Source organism: Streptomyces sp. NPDC030840, from assembly GCF_055572015.1.
In genome coordinates, this window is the sequence record NZ_JBVIEE010000037.1 from 14875 (window position 1) to 41083 (window position 26209).

A 26209-nucleotide genomic window follows, 5' to 3' on the forward strand; every position below is an offset into this window, starting at 1 on the left:
AAACCCCGGTTCCTGCAAGGGTCCTGTGACTGTCCTGCTGCCGCTGTGGCGGTCCTGGGTCGGTCTCGCGCAACCCATGTTTTCGCGTGACACGGCGCGTGCGAGGAGCGCTTTCCCCAGTGTGAACGACGTACAGCAGACGGCACGGACGGCGACGACAGCCACGCAGGACGGGACACGGAACCATTGCGCGGGCAAGCCCATTCGGTGGGCGGCGGACGTGGTGGGGATGATGCGCGAAGGGGCGCGGGTGCGTCTCGACTACTCGGCGCGGAGTCTGTGGCGGGTGGACCGGATGATCGAGGAGATACGGCGGGAGGGGACGCCGTGGGCCGCCGTCGAGAGTGTGGTGCGTGGGTTCGGCGCGTACGCGGGTGAGGTGGTCGTCCGCGCGAGTGGTGGGGAGTGGGTGTCGGCGGACGGCGCGTTGTGGGTGCGGACGCCGGACGGCCGGTTCTGGGATCCGATCGATGAGGCGCGGCGGTGTTACGCGGGCGACGGGTCGCTGAGGCTGCTGTGCCTGGACGCGCTGGGCTGACCCCTGGCCTGTGGCCGCGGACGGGCTGGAAGTCGAACGCCGGACGCCGGACGCGAAGCCGAACGCCGAACGCCGGGCGCGAAACCGAAGCCGAACGCCGGACGCGCTGACTGCTCAGCCCGTCCGGCGTCCTTGCGACGTGTGTGCTACGGCGTCAGCACCTGGCCCAGCCTGCCCCCCGTCGACGTGCCCAACTGCGTCAAGCCGTAGTACGCCGACCTGGTGGTCGTGACCGTGCCGTTCGCGACCGGGACCCACAGGAGGGTGCCGTTTCCGGTGTCCTCGCCCTCGGCGCCGATGGTGAGGTCGGCGTAGCCGTCGCCCGTGAGGTCGGTCAGGGAGACGGCCGAGCCGAACTTGTCGTCGGTCTCCGTGGAACCGGGGACGTCCGGCGCGTCCTGGGAGAGGGCGAGGGAGCCGGTGCCCGTCAGGCCGGACGACGTGCCCTTGAGGAGCCAGACCGACCCCGCGTTGGAGCGGTTCTTGTCGGCGCGGGTGATGTCCTCGTTCGGGGCGCCCGTCAGGACGTCCGCGTAACCGTCGGCGTTGAAGTCGCCGACCGAGACAGAGGCGCCGAAGGCGTCGCTGTCCTCCGAGGCGCCCTCCACGCCGCTGGTGCCCTGGTGGACGGTGGTCATGCCGGTGGTCGTGAAGCCCGTGGACGTGCCGGGGACCATGGTGACCTGGCCTCCCGCGGCGCCCGCGGACTCGCCCTTGTACGGCTGGCCGATGACGATGTCGTCGTAGCCGTTGCCGTTCACGTCGCCCGCGGCGATCGATCGGCCGCCCTTGACGGTGAGCGTGGAGACCTTGGTCAGCCCGAGGGACCGGGAGCCCTTGAACCAGGCGACCTTGCCGGCGCCGGAGGCGTCACGGTAGTTGAGCGCCACGTCCGCGTAGCCGTCCCGGTTGAAGTCACCGCTCGCCGCGTCGGCGTAGGCGAGGGAGCCGGTCACCGTCGTGATGTCGCCCGCCACCTCGTGGCCGTCGCCCAGGCGGGCGGCCCAGTTGCCGCCGGTGCCGGTGGCCGCGGTGAAGACGTCCGCCCTGCCGTCGGCGTTGAAGTCGCCCACGGCCACGGTCGAGCCGAACCTCGCGCTGTTCGGGTTGTAGTCGTCGCCGAGCGCCATGGTGTCGGCGTCAGCCTCGCTGTCGAACTTCGGGCCGTACAGGATCGTCACCGCACCGCGGTCCTTGTGCCCGGAGGAGTCGTCCTCGCCGGGCGCGCCGATCGCGAGGTCCGCGTAGCCGTCGCCGTTGATGTCGCCCCACGCGGTGGCGGCGCCCCACTGGTCACCGGATTCGGCGGCACCCGGGACACCCGTGCTCGCCTGGTTCATGCGGAGCTTCGAGGCGGAGACCGGGGCGCTGACGCCGCCGGGGACGAGGGTGAGCCAGCCGCTGCCCGTCTTCGGGGTGGCGGCCACGAGGTCGCTGATCCCGTCACCCGTGTAGTCGGCCGTCGGGATCGCGGAGTTCTTGCCGGGGGAGGCCGCGTAGCGGCGGATCTCGGCGAGCTTGGCGTAGAGGTTCCTGCCCGGGGACGTGGTGGTGGCCGCGTCCTTGCCGCCGGAGATCACGTCCAGCGTCGCCTGCTCGTCCTTGGCGTACACACCGGTGTCCTCGGACGCGGTCAGCGTGACCTCGCCGGCCGGGTCGCCGCCGTACTGGCCGAGCTTCCACGCGGCCAGCCGCGCCACGGACTCCACGGCGGCCCGCGTCGGTTTGCCGCCCTCGAAGTCGCCGAGGACCGCGATGCCCAGGGAGTCGCCGTTGAAGCCGTGCGTGTGGTCGCCGCGCACCGGCAGGTCGGCACCGCCCGCGCGGCCCTCGAAGATGCGGCCGCACTTGTCGACGAGGAAGTTGTAGCCGATGTCGCCGCGCCCGGCCGTCTCGACGTCGTACGCCATGATCGCGCGGATCAGCGCCGGGGACTGGGCGCAGCTGTAGGCGTTCGTGCCGGCCGTGTGGTGCACGAAGACCGCGCTGATCTCGTCGATGTACTGGGGCGAGCCCGTCACCGTGGACTCGGCCGCGCCCCAGCGGGCACGCGAGACGATCGGGGGCCGCTTGACGGTGGAGGCCAGCGGGGCCGGGGTGACCGCCGGGGTGGGGGAGTCGGTCTCGGACCCGGTCGTGTCCTCGGGGGACGCGGAGTCCGAGGGAGAGGCGCTGTCCGAGGGCGTGGCCGAGGGGCCGTCGGCGACGAACGCGGCGTTGCTCATGCCGGTGGCCGCGCCCGTGGTGGCGTCGAGCCCCTTGTTCCGCAGCTCGGACGCCGTCACGCCGGGGTCGACGAGGTTGACCTCGAGCCCCTTGGGCAGCCCGGCGGTCGACGATCCGTCCGCGGCGAGGACCCGTGCCTCGACGCCGTCACTGGGGCCGACCCACAGCGGCTCGGATGCCCCGCGCGCCTTCCTGGCGCCGCGCTCGCCCTGTTCACCCGGCTCGCTCGGGTCGACGGGCAGCGGGGTCACGTCCAGGGCCCGCCAGCCGGTCCACTCGCCGGTCGCGAGGCTCCGGGTACGGACCTGGGCGGTGCCGTCGAGTGCGGCGGTGGCGCCGGACCAGGAGACGCCGAGGAGCGAGAACTCCTCGGTGTCCGTCCGCGCCAGCCGCGCCGCCTCGCGCGCGCCGCTGCCCGCGGCGGACAGCGCGACATCGTGCACGTCGACGGGCCGCTTGGCGCGTGGCCCGTCGGTAACCGGCTCACCGCTCGGACTGGCGACGGCGTACGTCACGACGCCCGCCCCACCCATCACGACGGCCCCCAGCGTCAGCCATGCCCTCCGCTTCACGCTGAGCGGCCGGTACGCATGGCTCTTAGCGCGCCTCAAAATGCCCCACCCCTAGAAAACCAACACAAGCAAACACCCGGCACACGGGCAGCCCTCTATTGAGCACACAAGGAGGGCGGAACATCATCATCGCGAAGGGAAGGTGTGGGGTACATCACCCCAACGGGTCGTGCTGTCGGCCTTCCCCGTGCCGAGCCGTGACCGTCGTCCCTCCCCGTCGCCAACTCCTGTGAGCGCACCCGGTGTTGGTCCGGCGGGAGAGCCCTGGGGCCGCAGCGGCTCAGGGTGAGCAGTGACAGTTCTGTGTCCCTCGGCGCTGTTGACCTTGGAGGACGTGGACACGGCCGGAAGTGACCAGCGTCCGGCCGGACCGGAGGACTCGAACTCGATCTCGGTGCGAACGAGGACAGTAGTGAGCCAGCGAGGGGAACCCCGCCGCGTGCAGTCGTACGACGGGGAGCTGGGTGCTGCCGTCGCGCGGGCCCAGGAGGGGGACGAGGCCGCGTTCGCCGTGGCGTACCGGATCGTGCAGCCGGGCCTGCTCGGCTATCTGCGGGGTCTGGTGGGCAACGACGCGGAGGACGTCGCGTCCGACGCGTGGCTGGAGATCGCGCGGGACCTCGGACGGTTCAAGGGGGACGGCGCCGGCTTCCGCGGCTGGACCGCGACCATCGCCCGGCACCGGGCCCTGGACCATCTGCGCCGGCAGAAGGTACGGCCCCGGGCGACCGGACTGGAGAACGACGTCCTCGACCTGCCCGGCGTCCACAGCACCTACGACCAGGCGATGGAGTCCCTCTCCACCGAGTACGCCCTGGAGCTGGTGGCCCAGCTGCCGCGGGACCAGGCGGAGGCCGTGCTGCTGCGGGTGGTGGTCGGTCTGGACGGGCCCGCCGCCGCACGTGTCCTCGGCAAACGCCCGGGCGCCGTCCGCACCGCCGCGCACCGCGGGCTCAAGCGCCTGGCGCGGCTGATCGGTGCGGAGGGTGTGACGGATGAGGACCCCCGGACGCTGGGGGAGTCGAGATGAACGGCGAAAGGAAGCCCTCGGGCGGAGGTGAAGTCGAGATGGGCGGACAACTGGGCGACAGCACGCCGTCCCGCCGTCACTTCGCGCGCCCCGGGGCGGACGCCCCGCAGGATTTCCTGGCCGAGGCCTCTCCCGTCGCGGTCGACGTACTCCTCATCGCCGTGCGGGTCCATGAGGTGGACAGTGAGCGTGAGGCGCGGGCCGTCGCGGCGTTCCTGGAGGCACGTGAGCAGAGGGCCCACACGGTCCGCACCCGGCGGCGCGACGACTGGCGTCCGCGGGGCGAGCGGCGGGCCGGTCGCTCGCTGCGGGCCACGCTCGCGGCGCTGCTGGCCAGCCTGACCCTGGGTGGGGTCGCCGTGGCCGCCATCGGCGTCTCGTCGGGCGGCGACAGCGAGGGGCGCGGGCGCGGCGGATCGTCGAGCAACTCCCCCGAGCGGCCCGGGGCGGCGACCTCGGGTTCGGCCGGTTCGCCGGCCGCCCCCGGTCCGGGGGCCTCCCCGTCGGGTCCGTCGGACCTTCCCTCGCAGGCCCAGGACGCCGAGGCCCAGTGCCGCGCCTACGTGAAGGTCAAGGACAGTGGCCAGGCGCTGGACGCCCGTGCCTGGCAGCGTCTGACCGACGCGGCCGGAGGCGAGGCGCGGGTGGACGCGTACTGCGCCAGGCAACTCGGCGAGAGCGGCGACGAAGGCGGCGGCGAGGGCCAGGGCCAGGAGCAGGGTCAGAGCCAGGAGCAGGAGCAAGGGCAGGAGCGGGGGCAGGAGCAGGGCGCCGACCCGTCCGCCGTATCGGGTTCCGCGGGCGACACCGGCGGCTCCGGCGGCGCGGGCGACACCCCCGCCACCGCGCGCGCCACGGCTTCCGAAGCGGGAAAGCCCAGGAAGAAGTAGGGGCGGCGGGAGGCGGTCCCAGAAGAAGTAGGGGCGGCCGGAGGCGGTCCCGAAAGAAGTAGGGCCGGCGTGCTCGCAAGACCCCCGTACTCGCAAGGCACCCGGCCAACTCCGCCGATGGCAACGGCCGGGGCCGCCACCCCCCACAGGAGAGGCCCCGACCGTCGCGCGGCACGGGCCGCGCGGCGACCCGTACTCTCTACAGCGCCACCGGTGCGCTTTCTGTCACACCTCACGGCATCACGAGTCAGTTGCATGTTCTACGGACATGGACGAGGGGCGGATTCAGGCCGTAACGTGCGTTTCGCGCCGGAGCACGGAAGGCGGACGACCACCCGCAACCACCGACGGCCGGCCAGATGACCGCAACCATCAATTGAGCAACCACGACGGTGAGAAGCGGGTCCGCGAAAGCGGCGCCGGCTTAGGCGCAAAGAGGGGCGCGCAGGTGCTGGGGGACGACGCGGAACTGACCGCCGCCGTACTTGCGGCACAGGACGGGGACGAGACCGCGTTCCGGACTGTGTACCGCGCGGTGCACCCGCGCCTGCTCGGATACGTGCGGACGCTGGTCGGCGACCCGGACGCGGAGGACGTGACCTCCGAGGCGTGGTTGCAGATCGCCAGGGACCTGGAGCGGTTCAGCGGGGACGCGGACCGGTTCCGGGGCTGGGCCGCCCGTATCGCCCGCAACCGCGCCCTCGACCACATACGCATGCGCGGGCGGCGCCCGGCGATCGGCGGTGACGAGACCGAGCTGACCGGAAAGGCGGCCGAGTCGGACACCGCGGGCGAGGCCATGGAGGCGCTCGCCACCGGCCGCACGCTCTCACTGATCGCCCAGCTTCCGCAGGACCAGGCGGAGGCGGTCGTCCTCCGCGTCGTCGTGGGCCTCGACGCCAAGACGGCCGCCGACACCCTGGGCAAGCGGCCCGGAGCCGTACGCACCGCCGCGCACCGAGGACTCAAGCGGCTGGCGGAGCTGCTCGGGGCGGACCCGGAGTCAACCGGCGCACTCGACGCCGTACCCCCTCAGAGAGAAGCGCCGACACGCGCGGTGACGTCCGCCGGTGTGACGCATATGCGTTCGCGGACGCAGAAGGACATGTGATGGCCGACGAGCAGTACAAGTGGCTGGGCCGCGAAGCGGCGGAGCGCCTACTGCGTGGTGAGCCGCTGGAAGCCGTCGACGCCGACGTCCGTGCCGCCGCCGACCGGCTCACCGGAGCCCTGGACGCGCTGATCCCCGCCATGCCTCCCGCGGAGGCCGAACTGCCCGGAGAAGAGGCCGCGTTGGCGGCCTTTCGCAAGGCACGCGCGGAGCGGGACAGCGAGGACATGGCGCTGTCCGCCGGTGCCCGTACGCACGCCACCGCCCCCTCCGCCGACGCCGGGCTCGTGCGGCTCGGGCGGCCGGGGCCGGAGGTCCGGCGGGTGCGCCGGGGCCGTCCGGCGCGGTTCACGTTGGCCGCGACGCTGGCCGCCGGGATGCTCGGCGGCGTCGCCGTGGCCGCCGCCGCCGGAGTCCTGCCGACTCCGTTCCGTGACGACCGGCCGGAGCCCGGTGCGACGGTGCCCGCCCCGGTGACGCCCGGCCCGCCGGACGCGTCGCCGTCGCCGGAGGGCAGGGAGAACCGGCCGGCCGGTGAGCCCTCGTCCGGCGCGACCGCGGGCGGAGCGGACGACGGGGACGCGGGGGACGACATGGCCCGGGGCGGTGGCGCCACCGGGAAGCCAGGCTCCGAGGACGAGAGCTCCGGGGACAAGTGGCGGGGTTCCGGCACCGGATGGCGCGCCGGGGTGCTCTCGGCCTGCCGCGACGTCCGCGCAGGCAAGAAGCTGGACCTTGACCGCAGGCGCGGCCTGGAGGGCGCGGCCGGCGGCAAGGGCAAGGTGAACAAGTACTGCAAGGGCATCCTGGGCAACCAGGGTGACCGCAATGCCACGGGCACCTCGGACCGCCGGGGGCCCGGCACCCCCGGCAATGGCGACCCGGGCTCCGGCCGGGACAAGGGCGGTGGCGGCGAGGGCAAGGGCGGCGAGGACGGCGGCGGCCGGGGCAGAGGCGGCGGCGACCGCTCCGGCACCCTGCCCGGCGGCAACGGGCACCCGGGCAACGGCCTCCGCGGCCACGGCGGCTTCGGCTCGGAGCCGGGCCTCATGTGAGTTTCCCGGCCGCCGCACGTCTCAGTGGTGCGGCGTTGTGATGTGCGCCACAGCAGGCATAGAGAACCGGCGCCGGACGCGTCCTGATGGATGCGGGGGAGTTGAGGGCGCGGGCGGGGCCGGGGGAACGTGCCCCGCCCGCGCCGAGGTGCACTGAGCCGTGGGTACGGGGGGAACCCCGGCTCTGTGCGACGGCCGATGACCAGTCGGCTCACTGAGTACTGCGCTCGGCAGCCCGAAAACGTCACACCCCACCGGGAAAAAAATCTGCCGAGTCGCAAAGTCGCAGGTCAACGGGGGTCGGCAGGAACCAGGGGGCGGCAGGAACGGCGCGCACGGTGTGACGTGCGCCGGCTCACCAGTACACGACGACCTTGTCCCCGTTCCGCACCTGTGCGAACAACTGGGCGATCTTCGCCTCGTCGTGCACGTTGACGCAGCCGTGGGACGCCCCGTAGTAGCCGCGGGCCGCGAAGTCCGACGAGTAGTGGACCGCCTGACCGCCGCTGAAGAACATCGCGTACGGCATGGGAGTGTCGTAGAGCGTCGACCAGTGGTGGCGGGACTTGAAGTAGACGTTGAAGACCCCCTCGCGGGTCGGCGTGTACTGCGAGCCGAACCGCACGTCGACCGTAGACAGGGTCCGGCCGTCGACCATCCAGCGCAGCGTCCGGCTGGTCTTGCTGATGCACAGCACCCGTCCCGTCATGCACCGCGGGTCCGGCGCCGCGGCCCGCTGCCCGCCGAAGGCGTACAGCTCCCACTTGGTGGGCTCCCGCGTCATCCGCAGCAGCCGCGCCCAGGTCACGCTGTCGGTCTCACCCGTCCGCGGCAGTCCTCGCTTGCCCTGGAAGCCCTTGACGGCCTGGACGGTCAGGTCGTCGTACTCGCCGGTGGGCCCGTCGAAGAGCCAGGCGACCTGCCGCAGCCGGGCCTGCACCTCGCGGACGTCCCGGCCTTTGTCGCCCCGGGACCACAGGGTCCGGGGCGGGGTCGCGGAAGCGGTCGAGGGGGTGGAGGCGGCGGGCAGGTCCCCGCCGTCTCCGTTCTTCCCGTCCGAGCCGGACTTCTGGTCCGTGCCGGCCTTGCCGCTGTTCCCGCCGCCGGACACGCTCCGGTCCTGCTCGCCGTACGGCGTGGCCGTGACGTCGATGCGTATCGGCCGGCGCTGCCCGCCGTTCACATCCACCGCCTGGGCCGTGCATCCGCCGACCGTGACGAGCGCCACGAGCGCGGCAACCGATCTCCGCATGCCCCTGATACGCATAACGGCCCCCCGTTGTCTCACCGTGCCCCGAGATCCGGCTCATGTCCGGATGTGTCACCTGAGATGTTCCCCGGGCGCGAGCGGTTGCGAACCGGGCCGCGTTGTGGGGAACGGAGTAGGGGGCGGACCCTTGTGAGCAAGGTCCCAGCGTGGGCCCCTCCACCGGTCGCACGGCCGCCGCTACAGTCCGTCAGCGAGGGTCGTTCGTACCAGCGAGTAACCAAGTAACGCGGAGGCACACACCATGGCGCGTGAGTCGGAGTCCGGACTGCCCATCGAGCCCGTGTACGGTCCGGAGGCGCTGGAGGGCTGGGACGCGGCCGAGAAGCTGGGTGAGCCGGGGAAGTACCCGTTCACGCGGGGCGTCTACCCGTCGATGTACACGGGCCGTCCGTGGACGATGCGCCAGTACGCCGGTTTCGGTACGGCGACGGAGTCGAACGCCCGCTACAAGCAGCTCATCGCCAACGGCACGATGGGTCTGTCGGTCGCCTTCGACCTGCCCACCCAGATGGGCCACGACTCCGACGCGCCGATCGCGCACGGCGAGGTCGGCAAGGTGGGCGTGGCGATCGACTCGATCGACGACATGCGGGTGCTGTTCGGCGGGATCCCGCTGGACAAGGTGTCCACGTCGATGACCATCAACGCCCCCGCGGCCCTCCTGCTGCTCCTGTACCAGCTGGTCGCCGAGGAGCAGGGCGTCAGCCCCGAGCAGCTGACGGGCACGATCCAGAACGACGTGCTGAAGGAGTACATCGCGCGCGGCACGTACATCTTCCCGCCCAAGCCGTCGTTGCGGCTGATCGCGGACATCTTCAAGTACTGCAGGGCCGAGATCCCGAAGTGGAACACGATCTCGATCTCCGGATACCACATGGCGGAGGCGGGCGCCTCGCCCGCGCAGGAGATCGCGTTCACGCTGGCGGACGGCATCGAGTACGTGCGCACGGCGGTCGCGGCCGGGATGGACGTGGACGACTTCGCGCCCCGGCTCTCCTTCTTCTTCGTGGCGCGCACGACGATCCTGGAGGAGGTGGCCAAGTTCCGTGCCGCCCGCCGGATCTGGGCGCGGGTGATGAGGGAGGAGTTCGGCGCGAAGAACCCCAAGTCGCTGATGCTGCGCTTCCACACCCAGACGGCCGGCGTGCAGCTGACGGCCCAGCAGCCGGAGGTGAACCTGGTCCGCGTCGCCGTCCAGGGCCTGGCGGCGGTGCTCGGCGGCACGCAGTCGCTGCACACCAACTCCTTCGACGAGGCCATCGCTCTGCCGACGGACAAAAGTGCACGGCTGGCCCTGCGGACGCAGCAGGTGCTGGCGTACGAGACGGATGTGACGGCGACGGTGGACCCGTTCGCGGGCTCCTACGTCATCGAGAAGATGACCGACGACGTCGAGGCCGCGGCCGTGGAGCTGATGACGAAGGTCGAGGAGCTCGGTGGCGCGGTCAACGCGATCGAGCGCGGCTTCCAGAAGAACGAGATCGAGCGCAGCGCCTACCGCATCGCCCAGGAGACCGACTCCGGCGAGCGGGTCGTGGTCGGTGTCAACCGCTTCCAGCTCGACGAGGAGGAGCCGTACGAGCCGCTGCGTGTCGACCCCGCCATCGAGGCCCAGCAGGCCGAGCGCCTGGCCAAGCTCCGCGCCGAGCGGGACCAGCAGGCGGTGGACGTCGCCCTGGCCGACCTGAAGAAGGCCGCCGAGGGCACGGACAACGTCCTGTACCCGATGAAGGACGCGCTGCGGGCGCGGGCCACGGTGGGTGAGGTGTGCAACGCGTTGCGGGAGGTGTGGGGGACCTACGTGCCGACGGACGCGTTCTGAACCGGGCGGTTACGACTGTCCTCAACCGCGGACCGCGCGCGGCGCTGCTGGGCTGCCGCGACGGCGCCAGGTCTTCAGCGGCTCCCGCTACGCCGGAGTCGACATGGAGCGACGCGCCCGCCTATTGGCCGCCATTCCCCGGTCGGCTCAGGCGGGCGCGGAGATCTTCGCTGACTGTCGACGGCAGGGGGTGGCTCAGGCGCGGACCGTGCGCGCCCTGCGTATGGCCCGGGTGACGATAGGTGGCAGCAGGTCGGCGGCGAGGCGGCGGGCACGGGAGCGGGACCGGGCGGGGCCGGGGCGCCGGGCGGCAGCCTGCGTCTGGGGCGCCGGGGGAGCCTGCGACGCGGGTGCCGGTGGCACATGGTGCCGGGAGCGCGGGAACGGTGGCGGCTGCATGCCCTTCGACCGGGTGCGGATCAGGCGGTGACCGGCGGCCTCCTGCACGCTCAGGCCGCAGTCCGTGCGCTCCCGGAGCATCGCGAGCAGCTCCTCCCGCAACGGTTCGGGATCGCCCCAGGTGCCGTACAGCTTCTGCGTACTGAGGCAGATCGGGCGCAGCCCCCGGTTGAGCACGGCCTCCCAGGCGGCGACGGAGACGCCAGGGGTGTGCTCGGAGCGGAAGTCGTCGAGGACCACGACGCCCTCGGGCAGCAGGATCTCCCGGGCCGCGCCGATGTCGCCGTACACGTGCTCGTACAGGTGCGAGGCGTCGATGTGGACGAAGCGGCAGGTGCCGGGGTCGACCTCCTTGGAGATCACGGAGCTGGGCGCCTGGATCACCGTCGGCAGGGCGTCGTGGAAGGAGAGGTAGTTCCGCTCGAAGGCCTGCCGGGTGAGGGAGGCGTACGATTTCGTGGTCTCGGCCCGATTGGACTCGTCCGGGGCGTCGCTCTCGAACAGGTCGCACACGGTGAACGTCTCGCCGTCCCGCAGGTGATGGCCGAGGAGAGTCGCGCTCTTGCCCATGTAGGCGCCGAGTTCCAGCAGATCGCCCCTCAGCCCCGTCTTCTCCTGCCGGTCGAGGAACCAGGTGAACAGGACCTGGTCCAGGGGCGGGAACCAACCCGGAATGTCCGCGAGCTCGCCGGGGTACGTGTCAGTTGTTTGTGCGTTGGCCATGACACGAGCCTGCTCCCTGAGCGCTGCGCAAACCGACGTCCGGTTGAACGTCCCGTGAAGAGCCGAGGGTGGCCCCGGCGAAGTCGGTCGCGGTTCGACGACGCTCCAAGGGGGCGGGGGGTCTGTGCCGATATGCGGCTCCGCCGGGCGTGGCGCGACCAGCCACGACCGCCCACAGACGATCGACGGCCTGTCGCGGCAGCCCCGGCGAAGCCTCCCGGCGGAGCGCTAACGGGCCTTCGCCAGCACCGCCCGTAGCCACGGCGTCAGCGGCTTCTCCACGTACCGGTGCAGGAGCCAGGCCACCAGCAGCATCGAGGTCACCGTCAGGGCCAAGGTCTCCGCCGACGCCAGGCCCAGGCCGCGGTGCAGGGCGTGGATCACCACCCAGCCGAGGTGCTCGTGTATCAGGTAGAACGGATAGGTAAGCGCCCCCGCCACCGTCAGCCAACGCCAGTTCGCCCAGTTCAGCCAGCCCAGCGCGATCGCCGCGACTGCGATGAAGCCGAAGGCGACGACGAGGACGATGCCGTAGGACGTGCGGTGGGCGAAGGCGTTGGGGTCGGCCGCGTTCCACAGGTTGCGCACCGCGTAGTGCTGCCCGATCAGGAAGCTCACGGCCACGATGCCCCACGCGTACGCGTCCCGCCGGTCGCGGTGGACGAGGTAGAGGCCGACGCCGCCGACGAAGAACGGGGCGTACTCGGGCATCACGACGATGTCGAGCAGCGGCATCTTCGCGTTCTGCGTGATCACCGCCGCAAGCGTCCAGACCGCGCAGAACATGATCACCCGGCGGCGGCTCGCTCCGGGGAGCACGACGCACAGCGCGAACAGCGCGTAGAAGCGGATCTCCGCCCACAGCGTCCAGCACACCCCGAGCACCCGGTCGACGCCGAGCGGCATCTGCAGCATGGTCAGATTCACCAGCGCGTCGCTCGGCGAGACCGCTTTGTAGGTCACCATCGGCAGCGCGAACACCGCCGCGACGAGCACCACCGCCACCCAGTAGGCGGGAAGCAGCCGGGAGGCACGGGAGGCGAAGAACGACTTCAGGGGTCTGCCCCAGCCGCTCATGCAGATCACGAACCCACTGATCACGAAGAAGACCTGGACTCCGAGGCACCCGTACGCAGCCCACGAGTGCAACGTGGGGAACTGGTCGTTCGGCGACGATCCCCACGCACGGGCCACATCACCGTCTCGTCCGGCGTAGTGGTATAACGCGACCATCAGCGCGGCCAGCAGCCTCAGCCCGTCCAGCGCGCGCAGCCGACCGCCGGCCGCCTTCGGGCGCGGCCGGGCTGTCGTGGCGTCCCCCGGTCCGGTGAACGCCGTGGCGGCGGGCTGCGGCTTTGATCTGCTGACGACCGTCTCGGTCACGCTCGTATACCTCGTGTACCTCGGATACCTGGAACCGTCCGCGGGTCTGCTCGTGCGCCGGTGCGCCCGAAGCGCCCGTCCTGCCCAAAGCCCGCAATCGTTGTGACCCCCGCGGGCGCCGTCAACACCCCGTGACGCCGCCCGCCATCCTAGGACGCCGATTGACGCCAGAATGTTCGATGAGCCGGGGGTTCGCCGGCCTGTGTCCAGCAGTTCACCTCGATGTCGGCGAAGCCCGTGCGGCGCCCCGGAACGCTCACGAAACTCTTGAAGAACCCGTACGACTCGCGCGGGGACCAGCGAGCAGGCGGAGCTGGGCAGGTGCAGCGGCTGATCAGCCGGCCTCAGCCCTTCGACGGGTGCGGTACCGAGCCGTATGCCTTCAGGAAGCGGTCGCGGAACGCGCTCATCTTCCACACCGGGGAGGTGCTGCCCGGCCTGAGCCCGTCCGTCCAGCCCCAGTTGGCGATCTTGTCCAGGACCTTCGGGTCCTTGGCGACGATCGACACCGGAACGTCTCGGCTGGCCTTGGGGCCGGTCACCTTCGCCAGCGGCTGGTGGTCGCCGAGGAAGACCAGGACGGTGTCGTCGGTGCCGTAGCGCTCCAGCCACTCGGTGAGGCTGGTCACCGAATACTCGACGGCTTTGCCGTACTCCTCCTTGGAGCGGGCCGCGTCGGGCGCGATCTCCGACGGCTTGAAACCTGCCTTCGCCATGCCCTCGAAGAGCGAGCCGTCGCCGAGTTCCTCCCAGTCGACCATCTTGGGGAGCGGCGCCCACGGCTGATGGCTGGAGGTCAGGATGATCTCCGCCATCAGCGGCTTGTCACGCTTCCTTCCGTGCTCCAGCCGCTGGAACGCCTCCATCGTGTACTGGTCCGGCATGGTCGACCAGCTGAACTTCGGCCCCCGGTAGTCCAGTTCGAAGGCGTTGTACACATCGTCCAGGCCGAAGAACCTCTGCTCCGGCCAGCCCTTCTGCACGCCCGGCATCACCCCGACCGTGTCCCAGGCGCCGGTCTTCTGGAACACCTTGGTGAGGGTGAGATGGTCGCCGGCGGTCACGGTCCGGTAGCGCTGCTGGTTGTCGATCCACAGGCCGGACAGGAACGTGGAGTGGCCGAGCCAGCTGCTGCCGCCGAACGTCGCCGAGGTCAGCCATCCGCTCTTCGCGTGGAAGCCGGCCGCGGTCAGGGCGTCGGTACGGGTATCCAGGGTGCGGCTCACGCCGGGCGCCGTCACCGGGTCCTCGATCGCGGTGCGGCCGTAGCTCTCGATGAAGGTGAAGATGACGTCCTTGCCACGCAGGTCCGGCACCAGCTGGTCGCCGGGCGTGCTGCCGAAGGTGTCCTCCTTCGCCTCCCGCGCGAACGCCGTCTCGTCCCGCAGCGTGGCCTGCACCCGCCGCGCCCGGGTCTCCAGCAGATCCGTCGCGTGGTCGGAGGCGATCGGCAGCCCGGCGAACTGCACGCCCAGCAGGTACGCCAGCATCCATACGACGGCGCCGGCGAGCGTCGAGCGGACGGCGACCATGCGATGCCGGACGAGCAGATTGCTCAGCCGGACCGTCGCCAGCGTCATGACCGTGAACAGCAGCAGCACGAGCACGACCGCGCCGACGGCCAGCCAGGTCGCGCCCGCCCCGCCCATGATGTCCTTCATGTAGGACTGGGCGTCGTCGAGCAGACCCCAGTCGAGGACGAGGTTGAAGCCGCGGCCGAGGTATTCGTTGAAGCCCATGTCGAGCAGGTTGAGCACGGTCAGCGCACCGAGACCGATCCCGGCGGCGACGGCCGCCACCAGCCGTGGGCGGCGGGGCAGCAGAAGCAGCACCGCGGCACCGATGACCGCCTCCACCGGGATCCGCACGAACGTGCCCCACGTCAGGGCCTCGGCGGTGTTGGGCACCAGCAGCGCGAAGAGGACCAGGGCCACCGAGACGGCGGTCACGGTCCGGCGCAGGGCGCGGACCGCGGTGGGGTGCAGGGCGCGCCAGCGCGCCAGGCGGCCTTCGTCAGCGGGAAGTTCCGGGGCCTGAGGGGCGTCATTGGTCGTGTGCCGCGGGTGCCGTGTGAAGACAGCCACCTGGGGGTTCCTCCGTACGAAGCGGTGTGGAACGGCGGGCCGGTGGTGGTGGTGGGGGGGAAAGCAGGTCCGCCGTACGTCCGTACGGCCCACTGCCTGGCCTTGTTCACCCGTCACACCGAGAATCTGTCCCCCCGTCCCCAGTTGCCGCCGGCCGAGCAGTTCGCCGTACTCCTTGTCCAGCAGCCTCGGCCAGAGCAGATGCCGCGTCCGAGGCCGGCGCGTTCAGCGGACCTCGCAGGCAGCCGCACCACCCGGCTGCATGCTGGGGCAGGCGGCCGGTGAGCCGCGCGACCGTTTCCCTGGGCCGGCGGAAGGCGTCAAGAGGCCCGCAGAAACGCGGACAGGGCCGCCTTGCCGAGGTAGGTGAAACGCGTCTCGCCCGCCAGGTGCTTGTCCAGCGCGTCCTTGACACCGGGCCACTTGGGGTCGCCGAAGTCGTCGAGGACGACGATCGCGCCGGGTGCGGCGATCTCCTCGGCCCACTCGAGGTCCTTCGCGACGCCCTCGGCCGAGTGGTCGCCGTCGACGACGATCACGCCGTAGCCGCGGTCGGAGACGGCCGCACGGGTGTCGGGGTCCGCGGAGAAGCCCTGCTGGATCCGGGCGGCGACGCCCGCCGGCCCGGCCAGGGCGAGGTTGGTGCGGACGGCGTGCTCGTCGACCGGGGCGCCGGTGGGGTCGGAGCGCTGCGGGGTGCCTGGCTGGAGCTGCACGCCGGCGAACGGGTCGACGATCGTCAGGCTCGGGCTGCGGCCGTCCCGCTCCAGCATCCGGACCAGCCCGGCGGAGAACATGCCGTACAGCGTGCCGATCTCCAGTATCTCGTCGTTCGGCGGGTCGAGCAGCGGGATCGTGCCGAGCTTGCCGCAGATGTTCATGGTGCCGCCGGCGATCCGCCCGACCCCGAGTGACTCCAGGGCGACCAGCAGCCGGAACGCGGTGGCGACGTTGCGCAGGGCGGCGTCCCGATCCCCGGCCAGCGCCTCCACCTCGGCGTGCAGGCGGTCCAGGGGGCCCTGGTGCAGGATCCGGGAGAGACCGCGAGCACGAGGGCCGAGCAGCAGTTCGACGGTGAGTTGCTGCTGCTTCATCTGGTCGACAGCGTCACGGAGTCGATCCCGCTCGGCGGCGCCCTCCGCCGCCGCCGAGCGGATCCGCCGGTCGATGCGCTGGTCGATGAGGTCGGCCACCGGGCGCAGCAAGCGCCGAGAAGCCGAACTGGTGAGCAGGGAGCGTCTTTTCATGGAACCGAAGACCTCAATCCGTCGGCAGTCGAGTCGGACTGTTGCGGCTGGCGGGTTGGGGACAGGCTAGGTCCGCGTCTTCTGTGGTGAAGGGGGCCGGAGTTGAGCGGTCAATAAACGGGTGGCGAACTCCGCACGTCGGAATCGCGTGTTCCGGGCGTATGGGGGGCTGCCGACAGGCCCGGATGGTCAGCCGAGCCAGCGCCGCAGGTTCAGCTTGCCCCACAGCAGGCTGGTCGCGAACGACAGCGCCATCACCGTGAGCACCAGACCGATCAGGAGCAGCCCCGCCACCGGTCCGCTCAGGTCCGGCGACACCAGAGGGCCGACGAGTTCCTCGACGAACAGCACATGCACCATGTAGGCGCCGAGCGCGGCGCCGGCCAGCTTCTTCAGCAGCGGCCGCCGCTTCTCGGGGATCCGGATCCTGCTGATCAGGAGCAGCACGCAGACGCTCATGGCGGCGACGAACAGGTGCGCGTTGGGCAGCACGTAATGGATCTGCGTGTTGTACCAGAGGGCCCCGGCCATCGTGACCGGCAGCAGAGCGACCAGCGGCCAGCGCCACCGCACGGCCCCGGCCGGGAGGGCGAACAGCAATGCGCCCCCGACCGCGTACACCAGCGAATAGGTACCGAATCCCCAGGCAACGGACGGCATCTCCCGACCCGTGACCTCGGAGACGGTGGTCAGCACGCTCGGCAGGACCGCGATGCCGAGCAGCGCGGCTCCCAGCCTCCAGGGTCTCTGCCCGGCCTTGATGAGCATCGCGAAGGCGAGCAACGCGATGATCGGGATGTAGTTGTACATGAACCACAGGTGGTAGGCGGGCTGCACGGAACCGAAGAGGGAGTCCGCCGCCAGCTCGGTCATGGGCCGGTCGTTGCGGTTCCGCAGCCAGGCCCAGACCAGGTAGATCGCCGTCCACGCGAAGAGCGGGACGGTGTTGCGGACAATCCGCTTCCACATTTTGCCGCTGTCCCGCGGGGGTGCGCCGACCAGCACCGCCCAGCCGGCGATGGCGAAGTAGAGGGGAACGGCGAACGGGTTGATCGCCTCGGCGATGTGGCCGGCCCAGTACGCCCCGGCGCCGTTCGCCGAGTCGTTCTCCGTCGCGCGGATGAACTGGGCGCCCACGTGCCCCAGCATGATGGTGGCGGAGCAGATCAGTCGCATCAGGTCGACGTCGAAGCGGTGTTCCCGCGGTTCGGCGGCCTGTCCGGAAGTTGTGCTGCTCTGCTGCGGCAGGATGACGGCTGTCTTGTTCGGCACCGCGCACCTTTCATGGGATGTGATGTGCAGGAGGTGAGGAGTGGATCGACACGTGAGCCGGTGAGCCGGTGATCCGACGGCCGCCGCCGGTCAGCTCCGGTCTCCGGGACGGGTCACTTCTGGGCGCCGCGGCGTACCGCTCGGCGCACGATTCGCTTCGCGCGCCTGGCCTGGAGCTTCGCGCGCACCCGCGGGCTGCTGCCGGGAAGGCCGAGCTCGGCCAGCCGCAGCTCGGGGAAGTAGTACTCGGGGACGTCGGCCAGGTGTCCGTTCAACCAGGTGACCGTGGACTCCCGCAGGCCCTCGTACGTGTTCGGCTGCATGCAGAAACCCATCGCCCGCACCAGCGGTGACAAGGACTCGGGGGCCGCGCCGACGACGGCCGGGGCCTCACCGCGCCCCAGATCGGGCACCAGGTGGTCGACGACGGCCAGCGGCACGCGGTTGCTGTTCGCGTAGGGCTTGAGACGCTCCATCACCAGGGCGGTCCCCACTCGGCCGACAGGCACACCGTAGTAGGCGGAGGCGGTCACCATCGCCGTCGAGAAACAACCGACGACGAGTTCGGGACGGCCGTGGTGGTACAGCGTCTCGGCCAGCAGCGGCGCGTCCAGCACGGTGAGCCGGACGCCCGCCTCCTCCGCCGCCTTGCTCAGCGCCGTCGAGTAGCCGGCGGGGGCCGTCGGGTGGGGCTTGAACACCACCGACCGGTGCCCGGCTCGCGCCGCCCCGGTGAGCATGCGGACGTGGAGGTCCTGCTCCTCCTCCGCACTGAGGATGTCGATCGCCGCCAGGTACTGGCCCAGCAGCACGGCCGTTGGCTTCTCCTTCAGGACGGGCGCCAACTCCGGGTCGTCCGCGGCGTCCTGGGAGATCTCGTCGAGCACGCCGCGGAACGCCTCGTCCGGGACGACCTCGGGCCCCACGCCGAACTCCGACAGCAGCAGCGGCCGCAGGCCGGGGATCAGGTCGAGGTGGAGCAGCCGCTGGATGCGGCACCCGATGGTCAGAGGAAGCTTTTCCCTGGTCGGGCCGTAGCTCATCAGGCCGTCGGCGTAGACGTGAACGGCGCTCTCGGAGAAGATCGCTGCCAGCGCGCGGGCAGGGTTGACCTGAATCGACTCGACGGCGAGCTCGATCAGCTCTCGTTCGTCGATGCCCCAGGCGAGACGGAACGCCTTCTGCCAGATCGCCGTGTCGTTCCCCCGCGGGCCCCAGACGCTGGGGTGGAACGGGCGGATGGCCTCGTTCCAGCTGACCACCGAGTCGAATCGGCCGGCTATTCGCTCGTACCCGTGCATCTCGTCGAGGTGCAGCGCGGTCTCCGGCGTGGTGGCGTTGTTGGAGACCAGCAGGATGCGGCGGGCGCCGTCGCGCGGTCCGAACAGGCCCGCGTCGAGTGCCGCGGCGAGAGTGGCCGATCCGTAGAGGGTCGAAACCTGGAAGATCTGGGTCTTGTGGGGCATGGATCAGGCAGCCTTCCGCCCGTCACGCAGGCGTCTGAGCAACCTGCTCCGAGTTCTGTCGATGGTTCTGAGGGTTTCCTCGAGCGTTTGCTCGGGCATGCGGTGGAGCGCGGCCCTCGCCTCCCTCCGCAGCCGCTGGGCCGCCGAGGCCTCGTACTCGTCCGCCTTGCCGATGTGGAAGGCGATCATGGCGCAGTAGGTTCGCACGGCCTTGGGGAGGAAACGGTCGGCCTCCGGGTCGTTCAGCACGTCCTGCAGCAGCGCGTCGTACGCCGGGATGAAGTCCAGTTGACGGGAGTCCTTGACCTGGGTGAGCGAGGTCGCGACTCCCCGCCGGTAGAACACCCCGTGCAGGCCGACGGACGCGTACGTCTTGGCCTTCAGGTGCAGGCGCCAGATCCACAGCCGGTCCTCGGCCGTGCGCAGCTCGGTCGCGAACCGCATTCCGCCGTCGTCGAAAAGGTGCCGGCGGTATATCCCCGCCCAGACGAAGGGGTAATCGACCATCGTCTCCATGTTGGCCGGCGCTATTCCGTCGCGCGGGTCCATGACGGCATTGCGCACCGGGGCCGGGGGCCGCCGGATCACCCGCTCCTTACCGTTGGCCTGGACGTGATCGGTGCGGGCGAAGTCGCAGTCCAACTCCTCGACTGCGCACACCAGTTCGGCAAGGTGGCCCGGCCCGTACCAGTCGTCGCCGTCGAGGAAGGTGATGAACTCGCCGCTCGCCGCGTCGATGCCGCTGTTGCGTGCCTGGGCTATGCCCATGTTCCTCTCGTGCCGGATCACCGTGGCGTGGGGAAGCCTCCCTGCCCAGCGGTCGAGTACGAGTGAAGTGGAATCCGTGGAACAGTCGTCCACGAGCAGGAACTCGAACTCGTCATCCGTGTTGTTGGCGAGACTCCTCAGAGTGCTCTCAGCGAAGGCGCCCACATTATGCATAGGCACGACGACGGACAGCTTCGGCACAAGGGGCCTCTCATGTATAGAAGGTCAGAGATTGGAAAAGATTAACTACTGACCCGAAGGGAGCGGTGTCACTCGAGGTGCGGAGAGGTTAATTCCACTCTTGCCGGAAGTGAACTCTTGGTGTCTCAGGCCTGACCGAAGATCTCCCGGAGTTCTTCGATGTTCGACCGAGTGGTCTTCCACAGGAAGTCCTGGGCACTGTGCACGTCCGCCACGGCGGCCGCGTGGGCGTCGAGGATCGCGGCCGCCCGCTCGGCGAGCCGGGAGCCCAGCAGCCGGTCGTGCACGGACAGCCCCCACTCCTCGCGGCCGATGTCGGACAGGAAGTAGGCGAGCTTCGGATGGGAGACGAGGCTGAGGATCGGGGTCCCACAGCCGAAGGGGATCATCCCCGCGTGCCCGCGCATCCCGATCACCAGCCGTGATCGGCGGTACAGGTCGCGGATCCCGTCGTTCGACATGTCGTACAGCTGCTCCACGGGCAGACTCAGGCCGTGCTCCCGGCGAAGGTCGTGCACGAACCGCTCATCGGCGGGCATGTGCGCCGCGTACCGTACGTCGGCCCTCGCCCCCAGATCCCGCAGCGCGATGGCCATCTGGGCGAGGAAGTGGCCGTAGTCGTGGCCGAACCGCAGCCCGGCGCGGTCGTACGCGCAGTTCACCAGGACGGCGTCGGACCGCTCCGCCGGGTCGGTCCAGCCCGGGACGAGGTGCCGCGCCACCGTCGTCGGGCAGGGCTGGTAGCGCACCCGGTCGCGCAGCTCGGCAGGGAGCAGCTCGCGGACCCGTTCGATCGAGCCGTGGTTGCGCAGCCCGAAGAACACCGACCGTTCCACGAGCACCCGCAGGCTCTCGGCGAACCGGCCCCGGCGGTAGAGCTGTCCGTCGAACACGTTGTAGCCGACCGCGAACACCGCCAGGGGCGTGGTGATCCGGGCCAGGACGTCGTCCGGGACGTTCCACTGCCAGTGGCTGTTGCCGTTGGGGGAGGTGTCCGGGAGGAAGAGCCCACCGCCGCCCACGATCACGCCGCGCCGCGCGTTCAGCTGCTCCAGCGCCGCCTCGTCGACCAGCCGGTGCACCGGCTGCTGGTACCAGCGCCGCGGGCCGGTGTCCGTGTCGAAGCACATCCGCACGGCCTCGGGCAGCACCTTGTCCCCGGCGTTCTCCTGGCCCTCGGCGAACAGCGCCACATGCGTCAACTGCTGCGCGGCGGGGGCCGGCTCCTGCGGCTCCGGGCGGTCCGGCCGGGTGCGCACGTACCAGCTGTGGCAGCCGGCGTCGGTGGGGTCGGCCTCCAGGCCGTCCCGGGCGTAGGCGTGCGCGTCCTCCTCCCGTCCCGACAGCCACGCCAGACGGGCGAGCTGGGCGAAGGAACGCGCGGCGATGTCGGGTGAGGCCGACGCCAGCAGCAGATGTCCCTCGGCCTCGTCGTAGCGCGACAGCGCCATCAGGCAGACGCCGAGCGTCTCGTGGCAGCGCGGCGCGTCCAGCCGGTCGCCCAGGACCGGGGCGAGGACGTCGACGGCCTCGTCGTAGCGGCCCTGTTGGCGGTAGATGTCGGCGACCGTCCGGGCCAGGTCGAGGGAGGGACGCGTCTGAAGAAGGGGCGGCGCGACGTGCGCGAGAAGGTCGGGGTGCTTGCCACCGGGCAGGCCGCGGTAGGCGGCCCGGAAGTCCTCGTCGCTCATCTCGAAGCGGCGCCGCGCCTCGGCGGCCGGACCGTAGCCGGGCTCGTCGAACGCGCCGGTGAAGTGAAGGACGGCGACGTTCGGGGGCACCGGCGTGTCGTCGTGGAGCCGGCGGGTGAGGAAGTCGTACCGCGCGTCGAGCGGGGTCAGGACGCCCCCGAGCACCGGGCCCGGGTCGTCGTCGCCGGTGATGTCCGTGAGCCGGGCCGCCACGGCGTCGTCCACGTCGACGCGCTGGATGACCAGGAGGCCGTCCGGCAGGACGGTGCGCCGCTCCCCGGCCTCCCCGTCGCACAGCAACTGGGGGACGGCGCCCACACCGTGGCGCATCCGCAGCAGCTCACCGATGTCCCCCAGCACGACCATGGCCGGGCTGAGGGCGATGACGGTGTCGTAGCCCTCCAGCCGGAAGACGTCCATGCGGCTGTCCGCCCGGCGCGTGACGACCCGCGGGTGCAGCCGGCGCAGCGCGTCGAACGAGGAGTCGGTCAGCCCGGGGTGCAGGATCACGAAGTCCTCGCACACGGCCGGGTTGGTCAGCGCCAGGCTGCGTATCAGCGCCGGGACGTCGGACAGACGGTCCTCGTCGGTGTGCACGGCGAAGGCGATCCGGCGCTTGCCGGTGACGATTCTGCGGTCGTCGGCGGAGGAGTGGGTCATCGCAGGGCAATCCTCATCTTGCTGTCGTCGACGTGCGTCGCGCGATCCATGACCCACTCGGCTTCCCTCGGCTTCAGCCGGTCGGGCCGGTTGAAGCCGATGAGGTCCAGGCGGGGGCTGACGTCCAGGAAGTCCAGAAGCCTCAGGACGGTGAAGGCGGTGGTGGTCCCCGCTTCCCAGCGGTCCTCGCCCAGCAGCGCCGGGTCGCCGAGGGGCCGGCGCAGGGAGGCGTCACCGACGTACTCCTGCGCTCCGGGCGCGAGGCGCCGCCGGACGGCGCGGCGCCAGCCGGCGGCCGGGTCACCGAACACGAGCCGCATGCGGGTCGACTGCGTCCAGGCGGGCCCGTCCCACGGGGTGTCGCCCCGCAACGAGACGGCGTGCAGGTCGGTGCGCTCACCGGTGCCCTCCGCGCGGATGCGGAACGAGTCACAGCGGACCACCAGGTCGTAGCGGTCGATCTCAGCGCCCAGCGTGCTCCTGGCGATCTCCTTGGCATCCGAGACCAGACACACCGTCCGCCCCGCGACCAGGCCCCGCAGGCCGCTGACGCCGATCGGAGTGCTGCCACCGAGCAACGGATCGGCCATCCCGTCCCGCTCGACGAGCCGTCGGTACGCGCCGTACAGCCGCACCAGACGCCGTACCTCGGGGTCGGCCATGCCGTGCTGGGCGGCCCTCGCCCGCACGTGGGACGCGAACTCCCGGTCGATGTCCGCGGTGGTCGCGGTGGACTGTGCGAGCAGGTCGCGCAGCGGGGAGTCGGCCTCCGGGAAGAGGGCGAGGGCCTCTTCGACGTACGCCCGCCGACGCCGCAGTGTGTCCATCCTGCGGACGACCTCCGCCGCGGCGTTGTTGTGCTGCAGCAGCGTGAGGTAGCGCTCGTAGCACTCCAGCGCCTCGTCGCCGCGGCCGAGCCCGTCCAGTGCCAGGCCGCGCAGTCGCCATGCTCCCTTGGAGCGCTGCCGGATCCGGGTCGACGTCTCGGCGACGCCCAGGGCGAGGCCGAGTCCGTCGTCCCCACCGGCCTTCAGCGCGCGCTCGCCCACCTGGAGCAGGGCCTCGAAGGCGTCGGCCGACGGGGTGTCCAGGGAGGTCGCGAGGACGCCGATCGCCTGGGTGAGCCGGGCTTGCCGGGGAGTGGACCTGTCTCCCTGTGCCGCGAGGTACTCACCGCACAGGCGCATGCCCTGGGCCAACAGGTCCAGCCTGGCGGCATCCTTCTGTCGTGCCTTGAACAATCCCGCCAGGGGGTTCATCATGCGTCCACCGTTCTCCGATCGGACGCCGAATGTGCCCCAACGTGACCGATCACGAGTGTCCTGCCGGTGTACGGTGAGTGAACATTCTCCCCGGGGTGGCCGACCGGCAGCGGCACGGACGACCGGTACTCGGTGGCCGCAGGACCCGGCGGGCCGACCGCGCACAGGCCCTCAGCGTCGCACGGCTCTCAAGATCACCCGCCCTCGCCGTGCCACCCGACGGGCGGTGGAGTTGTGCGGCAGGAACGCCAGCCGTTGCGGCAGTCCGCCGGGCAGCCCCAGCGCGGTCAGCCGGCGACGCTTGAAGTAGTGCTGGGTGCGCGAACCGAAGTGCTGGGAGAGGAACCGTTCGGCCGCCGTACGCAGCTCGGGGTAGATCTGGGGCTGCATGGCGAAACCCATGGCGGTGACGAGCCCTTCGAGCAGCTCGGGCGGCAGTCCCTGAGTGTCCTGGGTGGGGGACTCCAGGCTCGGCAGCAGCGCGTCGGCGAGGGCGACGGGGACGCGGTTGCTGTTCTGGAACGGCGCCAGCCGGTCCAGCAGCGTCTCGGTACCGATGCGGGCGACCGGCAGGTCATAGAACGCGGACGCGGTGAACAGGGCGGTGGAGAAGCAGCCGACCACGAGCGCGGGCCGCATCTTCGCGTAGAGCACCTCGGCGAGCACGGGGGTGTCGACCACGGTGAGATCGACGCCGAGCTTCTCGGCCTCCTGCTCCAGAGTGCGGGTGAAACGCGCCGGGGCCGTGGGGTGCGGCTTGAACACGACCCGGGTGTGGCCGAGGTCGGCGGCGCCCTTCAGCATCCGCACATGCAGGTCCTCCTCCTCGGCGGCGGACAGGATGTTCAGCGCGGACAGGTACTGGCCGAGCAGCAGCGCCGCGTCGTCGGGCAGGGCGGGCTGTCCCGGGACGGCGTCCGAGAGGCCGCTGATCACCTTACGGAACGCCTGCGTCGGCACGACGTGCGCGGGCACGCCGAACTCGGTCAGCAGCATCGGTGTCAGCCCCGGCACCAGATCCAGGTGGAGCAGCCGCCGTACGCGCGTGCCGACCAGCGGATCCAGCTTGTTGCGCGTGGGGCCGTAGCTCATCAGCCCGTCGGCGTAGACGTCGATCGGGGCGCCGGTGAACAGCTGGGCCACGGCGAGGGCCGGGGCGACCTGGATGGACTCAAGGACCAGCTCCACCCGGTCGTCGCCCAGGCCCCACAGCTGCCGCAGATAGCGTTCGAAGAGCGGGACGTCGTCGGAGCGCGGCGACCAGGCACCCGGGTGGAAGGGGCGGATGACCTCGTTCCACGACAGGACGGCGTGGAAGTGGTCGCGCAGCGTCGCGAAGCCCGGCATCTCGTCGACGGCTGGAGTGGTCTCCGGGGTCGCCGAGTTGTTGAAGACCAGCAGCAGGCGGCGGTCCGCCTCGGCGAAGCAGCCGGACTCGATCGCCGCCGCCAGGGTGGCAGCGCCGTACAGCGTCGAGGCGCAGAAGATCTGGGTGGTACGGGACATCAGGCGGCCGCCTTAGCCGTGGTGATCCGGCGTCGCAGACGCCGCAGTTTGGAGGAGCGGTGCATGTCCATGGTCTCCAGTACGTCGCTGAGCGCTCCCTGCGGCATACGCTTCATCGCCGCCGCGCTCATCGCGCGCAGCTGCTTGGCCACGGACGGTTCCCACTTGGACTCGTCGGACAGATGGTGGGCGATGATCGCGCAGTACGTGCGCACCGCCTTGGGCAGCAGCCGGTCGGCGTCGCGGTCCGCCGCCGTCTCCTCGATGACCTGGTCGAAGGCGCGGATGAAGTCGAGTTGGCGGGTGTCGCCGATCTGTGTGAGGGAGGAGGCGACGCCGCGCCGGTAGAACACACCCAGCAGGCTCACCACGGCGAACGACTCCGCCTCGCGGTGCAGCTTCCAGATCCACGGCCGGTCCTCGGCCGTACGCAGTCCGTCCGTGAAGTGCAGCAGACCGCGGTCGAGGAGCCGACGGTGAAACGCGCCGGCCCAGGCGTAGGCGTAGTCCACCGAGGTCGTCCGTTCGGCGGGCAGGATCGCCTCGCGCGGGTTCAGCACCTCGTACCGCCGCCCGACCGGGGACCGGTGCACGGACCGGGCGCGGGCGGTGGCCTGCACGTGGTCGGTGCGGACGAAGTCGCAGCCCAGCCCCTCGATGGCGGCCACGAGTTCGGCCAGATAGCCCGGAGCGAGCCAGTCGTCGCCGTCCAGGAAGGTGAGGTACTCGCCCCGCGCTGCGTCCAGACCGGTGTTCCGCGCGGTGGCGAGCCCACCGTTCTTCTCGTGGCGGATGTACCGCACCTGGGCGACGTCCGAGAGTCTCTCGGCGGCCCGTTCGAGAATGGCCGGAGTCTCGTCCTTCGAATGGTCGTCGACCAGCACGAACTCGAAATCACTTCGAGCGTTTCTGCGAAGGCTTCTGATGGTGTCCGGAGCGAATTGCTGCACGTTGTAGAAGGGCACGATGACGGAGAGCTTTGGCACCTGCAAAAGGCTAGGAGGCCGTCCGGCTCGGGAACTTTCCGGTGAGG

19 protein-coding genes are annotated in these 26209 nt (G+C 70.9%); 6 read left to right on the forward strand and 13 right to left on the reverse strand.

The features are described 5' to 3' along the window. Positions 1-121: 121 nt before the first annotated feature. On the forward strand, positions 122-538 hold the full coding sequence (locus ACZ49J_RS43265) for a hypothetical protein (protein WP_467456811.1): 417 nt from the start codon (positions 122-124) through the stop codon (positions 536-538). 146 nt (positions 539-684) lie between these two features. Here the strand turns inward: ACZ49J_RS43265 and ACZ49J_RS43270 are convergent, their stop codons facing one another. After that, positions 685-3336 (reverse strand): FG-GAP-like repeat-containing protein, encoded by a 2652-nt coding sequence (locus tag ACZ49J_RS43270; protein ID WP_467456809.1) that lies wholly within the window; start codon positions 3334-3336, stop codon positions 685-687. A gap of 412 nt (positions 3337-3748) precedes the next feature. On the opposite strand from ACZ49J_RS43270, the gene ACZ49J_RS43275 reads away from it, so the two are divergent. The 4 genes from ACZ49J_RS43275 to ACZ49J_RS43290 all read left to right on the forward strand — a co-directional run bounded on the left by ACZ49J_RS43275 (position 3749) and on the right by ACZ49J_RS43290 (position 7422). After that, positions 3749-4366 (forward strand): RNA polymerase sigma factor, encoded by a 618-nt coding sequence (locus ACZ49J_RS43275; RefSeq protein ID WP_467456808.1) that lies wholly within the window; start codon positions 3749-3751, stop codon positions 4364-4366. Then, entirely contained in the window at positions 4363-5256 is an 894-nt protein-coding gene (locus ACZ49J_RS43280) for a hypothetical protein (RefSeq protein WP_467456807.1), read from the forward strand. Before ACZ49J_RS43275 ends, ACZ49J_RS43280 begins: the two co-directional genes overlap by 4 nt. 448 nt (positions 5257-5704) lie before the next feature. Beyond that, complete coding sequence (locus ACZ49J_RS43285; protein ID WP_467456806.1) at positions 5705-6367, forward strand: RNA polymerase sigma factor; 663 nt, start codon at positions 5705-5707, stop codon at positions 6365-6367. Then, positions 6367-7422, forward strand: a complete 1056-nt coding sequence (locus tag ACZ49J_RS43290; RefSeq protein WP_467456804.1) for a hypothetical protein — start codon at positions 6367-6369, stop codon at positions 7420-7422. The genes ACZ49J_RS43285 and ACZ49J_RS43290 overlap by 1 nt, the downstream gene beginning before the upstream one ends. 355 nt (positions 7423-7777) lie before the next feature. Here the strand turns inward: ACZ49J_RS43290 and ACZ49J_RS43295 are convergent, their stop codons facing one another. Beyond that, on the reverse strand, positions 7778-8674 hold the full coding sequence (locus ACZ49J_RS43295; protein WP_467456803.1) for a L,D-transpeptidase family protein: 897 nt from the start codon (positions 8672-8674) through the stop codon (positions 7778-7780). 259 nt (positions 8675-8933) lie between these two features. On the opposite strand from ACZ49J_RS43295, the gene ACZ49J_RS43300 reads away from it, so the two are divergent. Beyond that, positions 8934-10514 carry an acyl-CoA mutase large subunit family protein gene (locus tag ACZ49J_RS43300; protein WP_467456802.1) on the forward strand — a complete coding sequence of 527 codons (1581 nt, stop codon included), beginning with the start codon at positions 8934-8936 and terminating at the stop codon, positions 10512-10514. Positions 10515-10709: 195 nt separating this feature from the next. Here ACZ49J_RS43300 and ACZ49J_RS43305 read toward each other — a convergent pair whose 3' ends face one another. From ACZ49J_RS43305 to ACZ49J_RS43355, 11 genes are all read right to left on the reverse strand, one after another. After that, positions 10710-11636 carry a class I SAM-dependent methyltransferase gene (locus ACZ49J_RS43305; RefSeq protein ID WP_467456801.1) on the reverse strand — a complete coding sequence of 309 codons (927 nt, stop codon included), beginning with the start codon at positions 11634-11636 and terminating at the stop codon, positions 10710-10712. 228 nt (positions 11637-11864) lie between these two features. After that, positions 11865-13019, reverse strand: a complete 1155-nt coding sequence (locus tag ACZ49J_RS43310; RefSeq protein WP_467456800.1) for an acyltransferase family protein — start codon at positions 13017-13019, stop codon at positions 11865-11867. A gap of 344 nt (positions 13020-13363) precedes the next feature. After that, positions 13364-15103 (reverse strand): alkaline phosphatase family protein, encoded by a 1740-nt coding sequence (locus ACZ49J_RS43315; protein WP_467456798.1) that lies wholly within the window; start codon positions 15101-15103, stop codon positions 13364-13366. 320 nt (positions 15104-15423) lie between these two features. Further along, positions 15424-16350, reverse strand: coding sequence for a class I SAM-dependent methyltransferase (locus ACZ49J_RS43320; RefSeq protein WP_467456796.1), 927 nt, complete (start codon positions 16348-16350; stop codon positions 15424-15426). Positions 16351-16539: 189 nt separating this feature from the next. Further along, positions 16540-17622 carry an acyltransferase gene (locus ACZ49J_RS43325; RefSeq protein ID WP_467456794.1) on the reverse strand — a complete coding sequence of 361 codons (1083 nt, stop codon included), beginning with the start codon at positions 17620-17622 and terminating at the stop codon, positions 16540-16542. A gap of 113 nt (positions 17623-17735) precedes the next feature. After that, positions 17736-19088, reverse strand: a complete 1353-nt coding sequence (locus tag ACZ49J_RS43330; protein ID WP_467456792.1) for a polysialyltransferase family glycosyltransferase — start codon at positions 19086-19088, stop codon at positions 17736-17738. A gap of 3 nt (positions 19089-19091) precedes the next feature. After that, complete coding sequence (locus ACZ49J_RS43335) at positions 19092-20057, reverse strand: glycosyltransferase family 2 protein (protein WP_467456791.1); 966 nt, start codon at positions 20055-20057, stop codon at positions 19092-19094. Positions 20058-20182: 125 nt separating this feature from the next. Then, positions 20183-22408: a polysaccharide pyruvyl transferase family protein gene (locus ACZ49J_RS43340; protein WP_467456789.1), complete on the reverse strand. Its 2226-nt coding sequence runs from the start codon at positions 22406-22408 to the stop codon at positions 20183-20185. Then, the gene (locus tag ACZ49J_RS43345) at positions 22405-23670 is read right to left on the reverse strand and encodes a hypothetical protein (protein ID WP_467456787.1); all 1266 of its coding nucleotides are present in this window, start codon (positions 23668-23670) and stop codon (positions 22405-22407) included. Before ACZ49J_RS43345 ends, ACZ49J_RS43340 begins: the two co-directional genes overlap by 4 nt. 171 nt (positions 23671-23841) lie before the next feature. Then, on the reverse strand, positions 23842-25176 hold the full coding sequence (locus ACZ49J_RS43350; protein WP_467456786.1) for a polysialyltransferase family glycosyltransferase: 1335 nt from the start codon (positions 25174-25176) through the stop codon (positions 23842-23844). Beyond that, complete coding sequence (locus tag ACZ49J_RS43355) at positions 25176-26162, reverse strand: glycosyltransferase family 2 protein (RefSeq protein WP_467456784.1); 987 nt, start codon at positions 26160-26162, stop codon at positions 25176-25178. Before ACZ49J_RS43355 ends, ACZ49J_RS43350 begins: the two co-directional genes overlap by 1 nt. Positions 26163-26209: the final 47 nt, after the last annotated feature.

Coding starts and splice junctions, on each gene's coding strand:
- ACZ49J_RS43300 (WP_467456802.1), top strand. CDS start 8,934: ATGGCGCGTGAGTCGGAGTCCGGACTGCCCATCGAGCCCGTGTACGGT.
- ACZ49J_RS43290 (WP_467456804.1), top strand. CDS start 6,367: ATGGCCGACGAGCAGTACAAGTGGCTGGGCCGCGAAGCGGCGGAGCGC.
- ACZ49J_RS43295 (WP_467456803.1), bottom strand. CDS start 8,674: ATGCGGAGATCGGTTGCCGCGCTCGTGGCGCTCGTCACGGTCGGCGGA.
- ACZ49J_RS43320 (WP_467456796.1), bottom strand. CDS start 16,350: ATGAAAAGACGCTCCCTGCTCACCAGTTCGGCTTCTCGGCGCTTGCTG.
- ACZ49J_RS43330 (WP_467456792.1), bottom strand. CDS start 19,088: ATGCCCCACAAGACCCAGATCTTCCAGGTTTCGACCCTCTACGGATCG.
- ACZ49J_RS43350 (WP_467456786.1), bottom strand. CDS start 25,176: ATGTCCCGTACCACCCAGATCTTCTGCGCCTCGACGCTGTACGGCGCT.
- ACZ49J_RS43340 (WP_467456789.1), bottom strand. CDS start 22,408: ATGACCCACTCCTCCGCCGACGACCGCAGAATCGTCACCGGCAAGCGC.
- ACZ49J_RS43305 (WP_467456801.1), bottom strand. CDS start 11,636: ATGGCCAACGCACAAACAACTGACACGTACCCCGGCGAGCTCGCGGAC.
- ACZ49J_RS43280 (WP_467456807.1), top strand. CDS start 4,363: ATGAACGGCGAAAGGAAGCCCTCGGGCGGAGGTGAAGTCGAGATGGGC.
- ACZ49J_RS43345 (WP_467456787.1), bottom strand. CDS start 23,670: ATGATGAACCCCCTGGCGGGATTGTTCAAGGCACGACAGAAGGATGCC.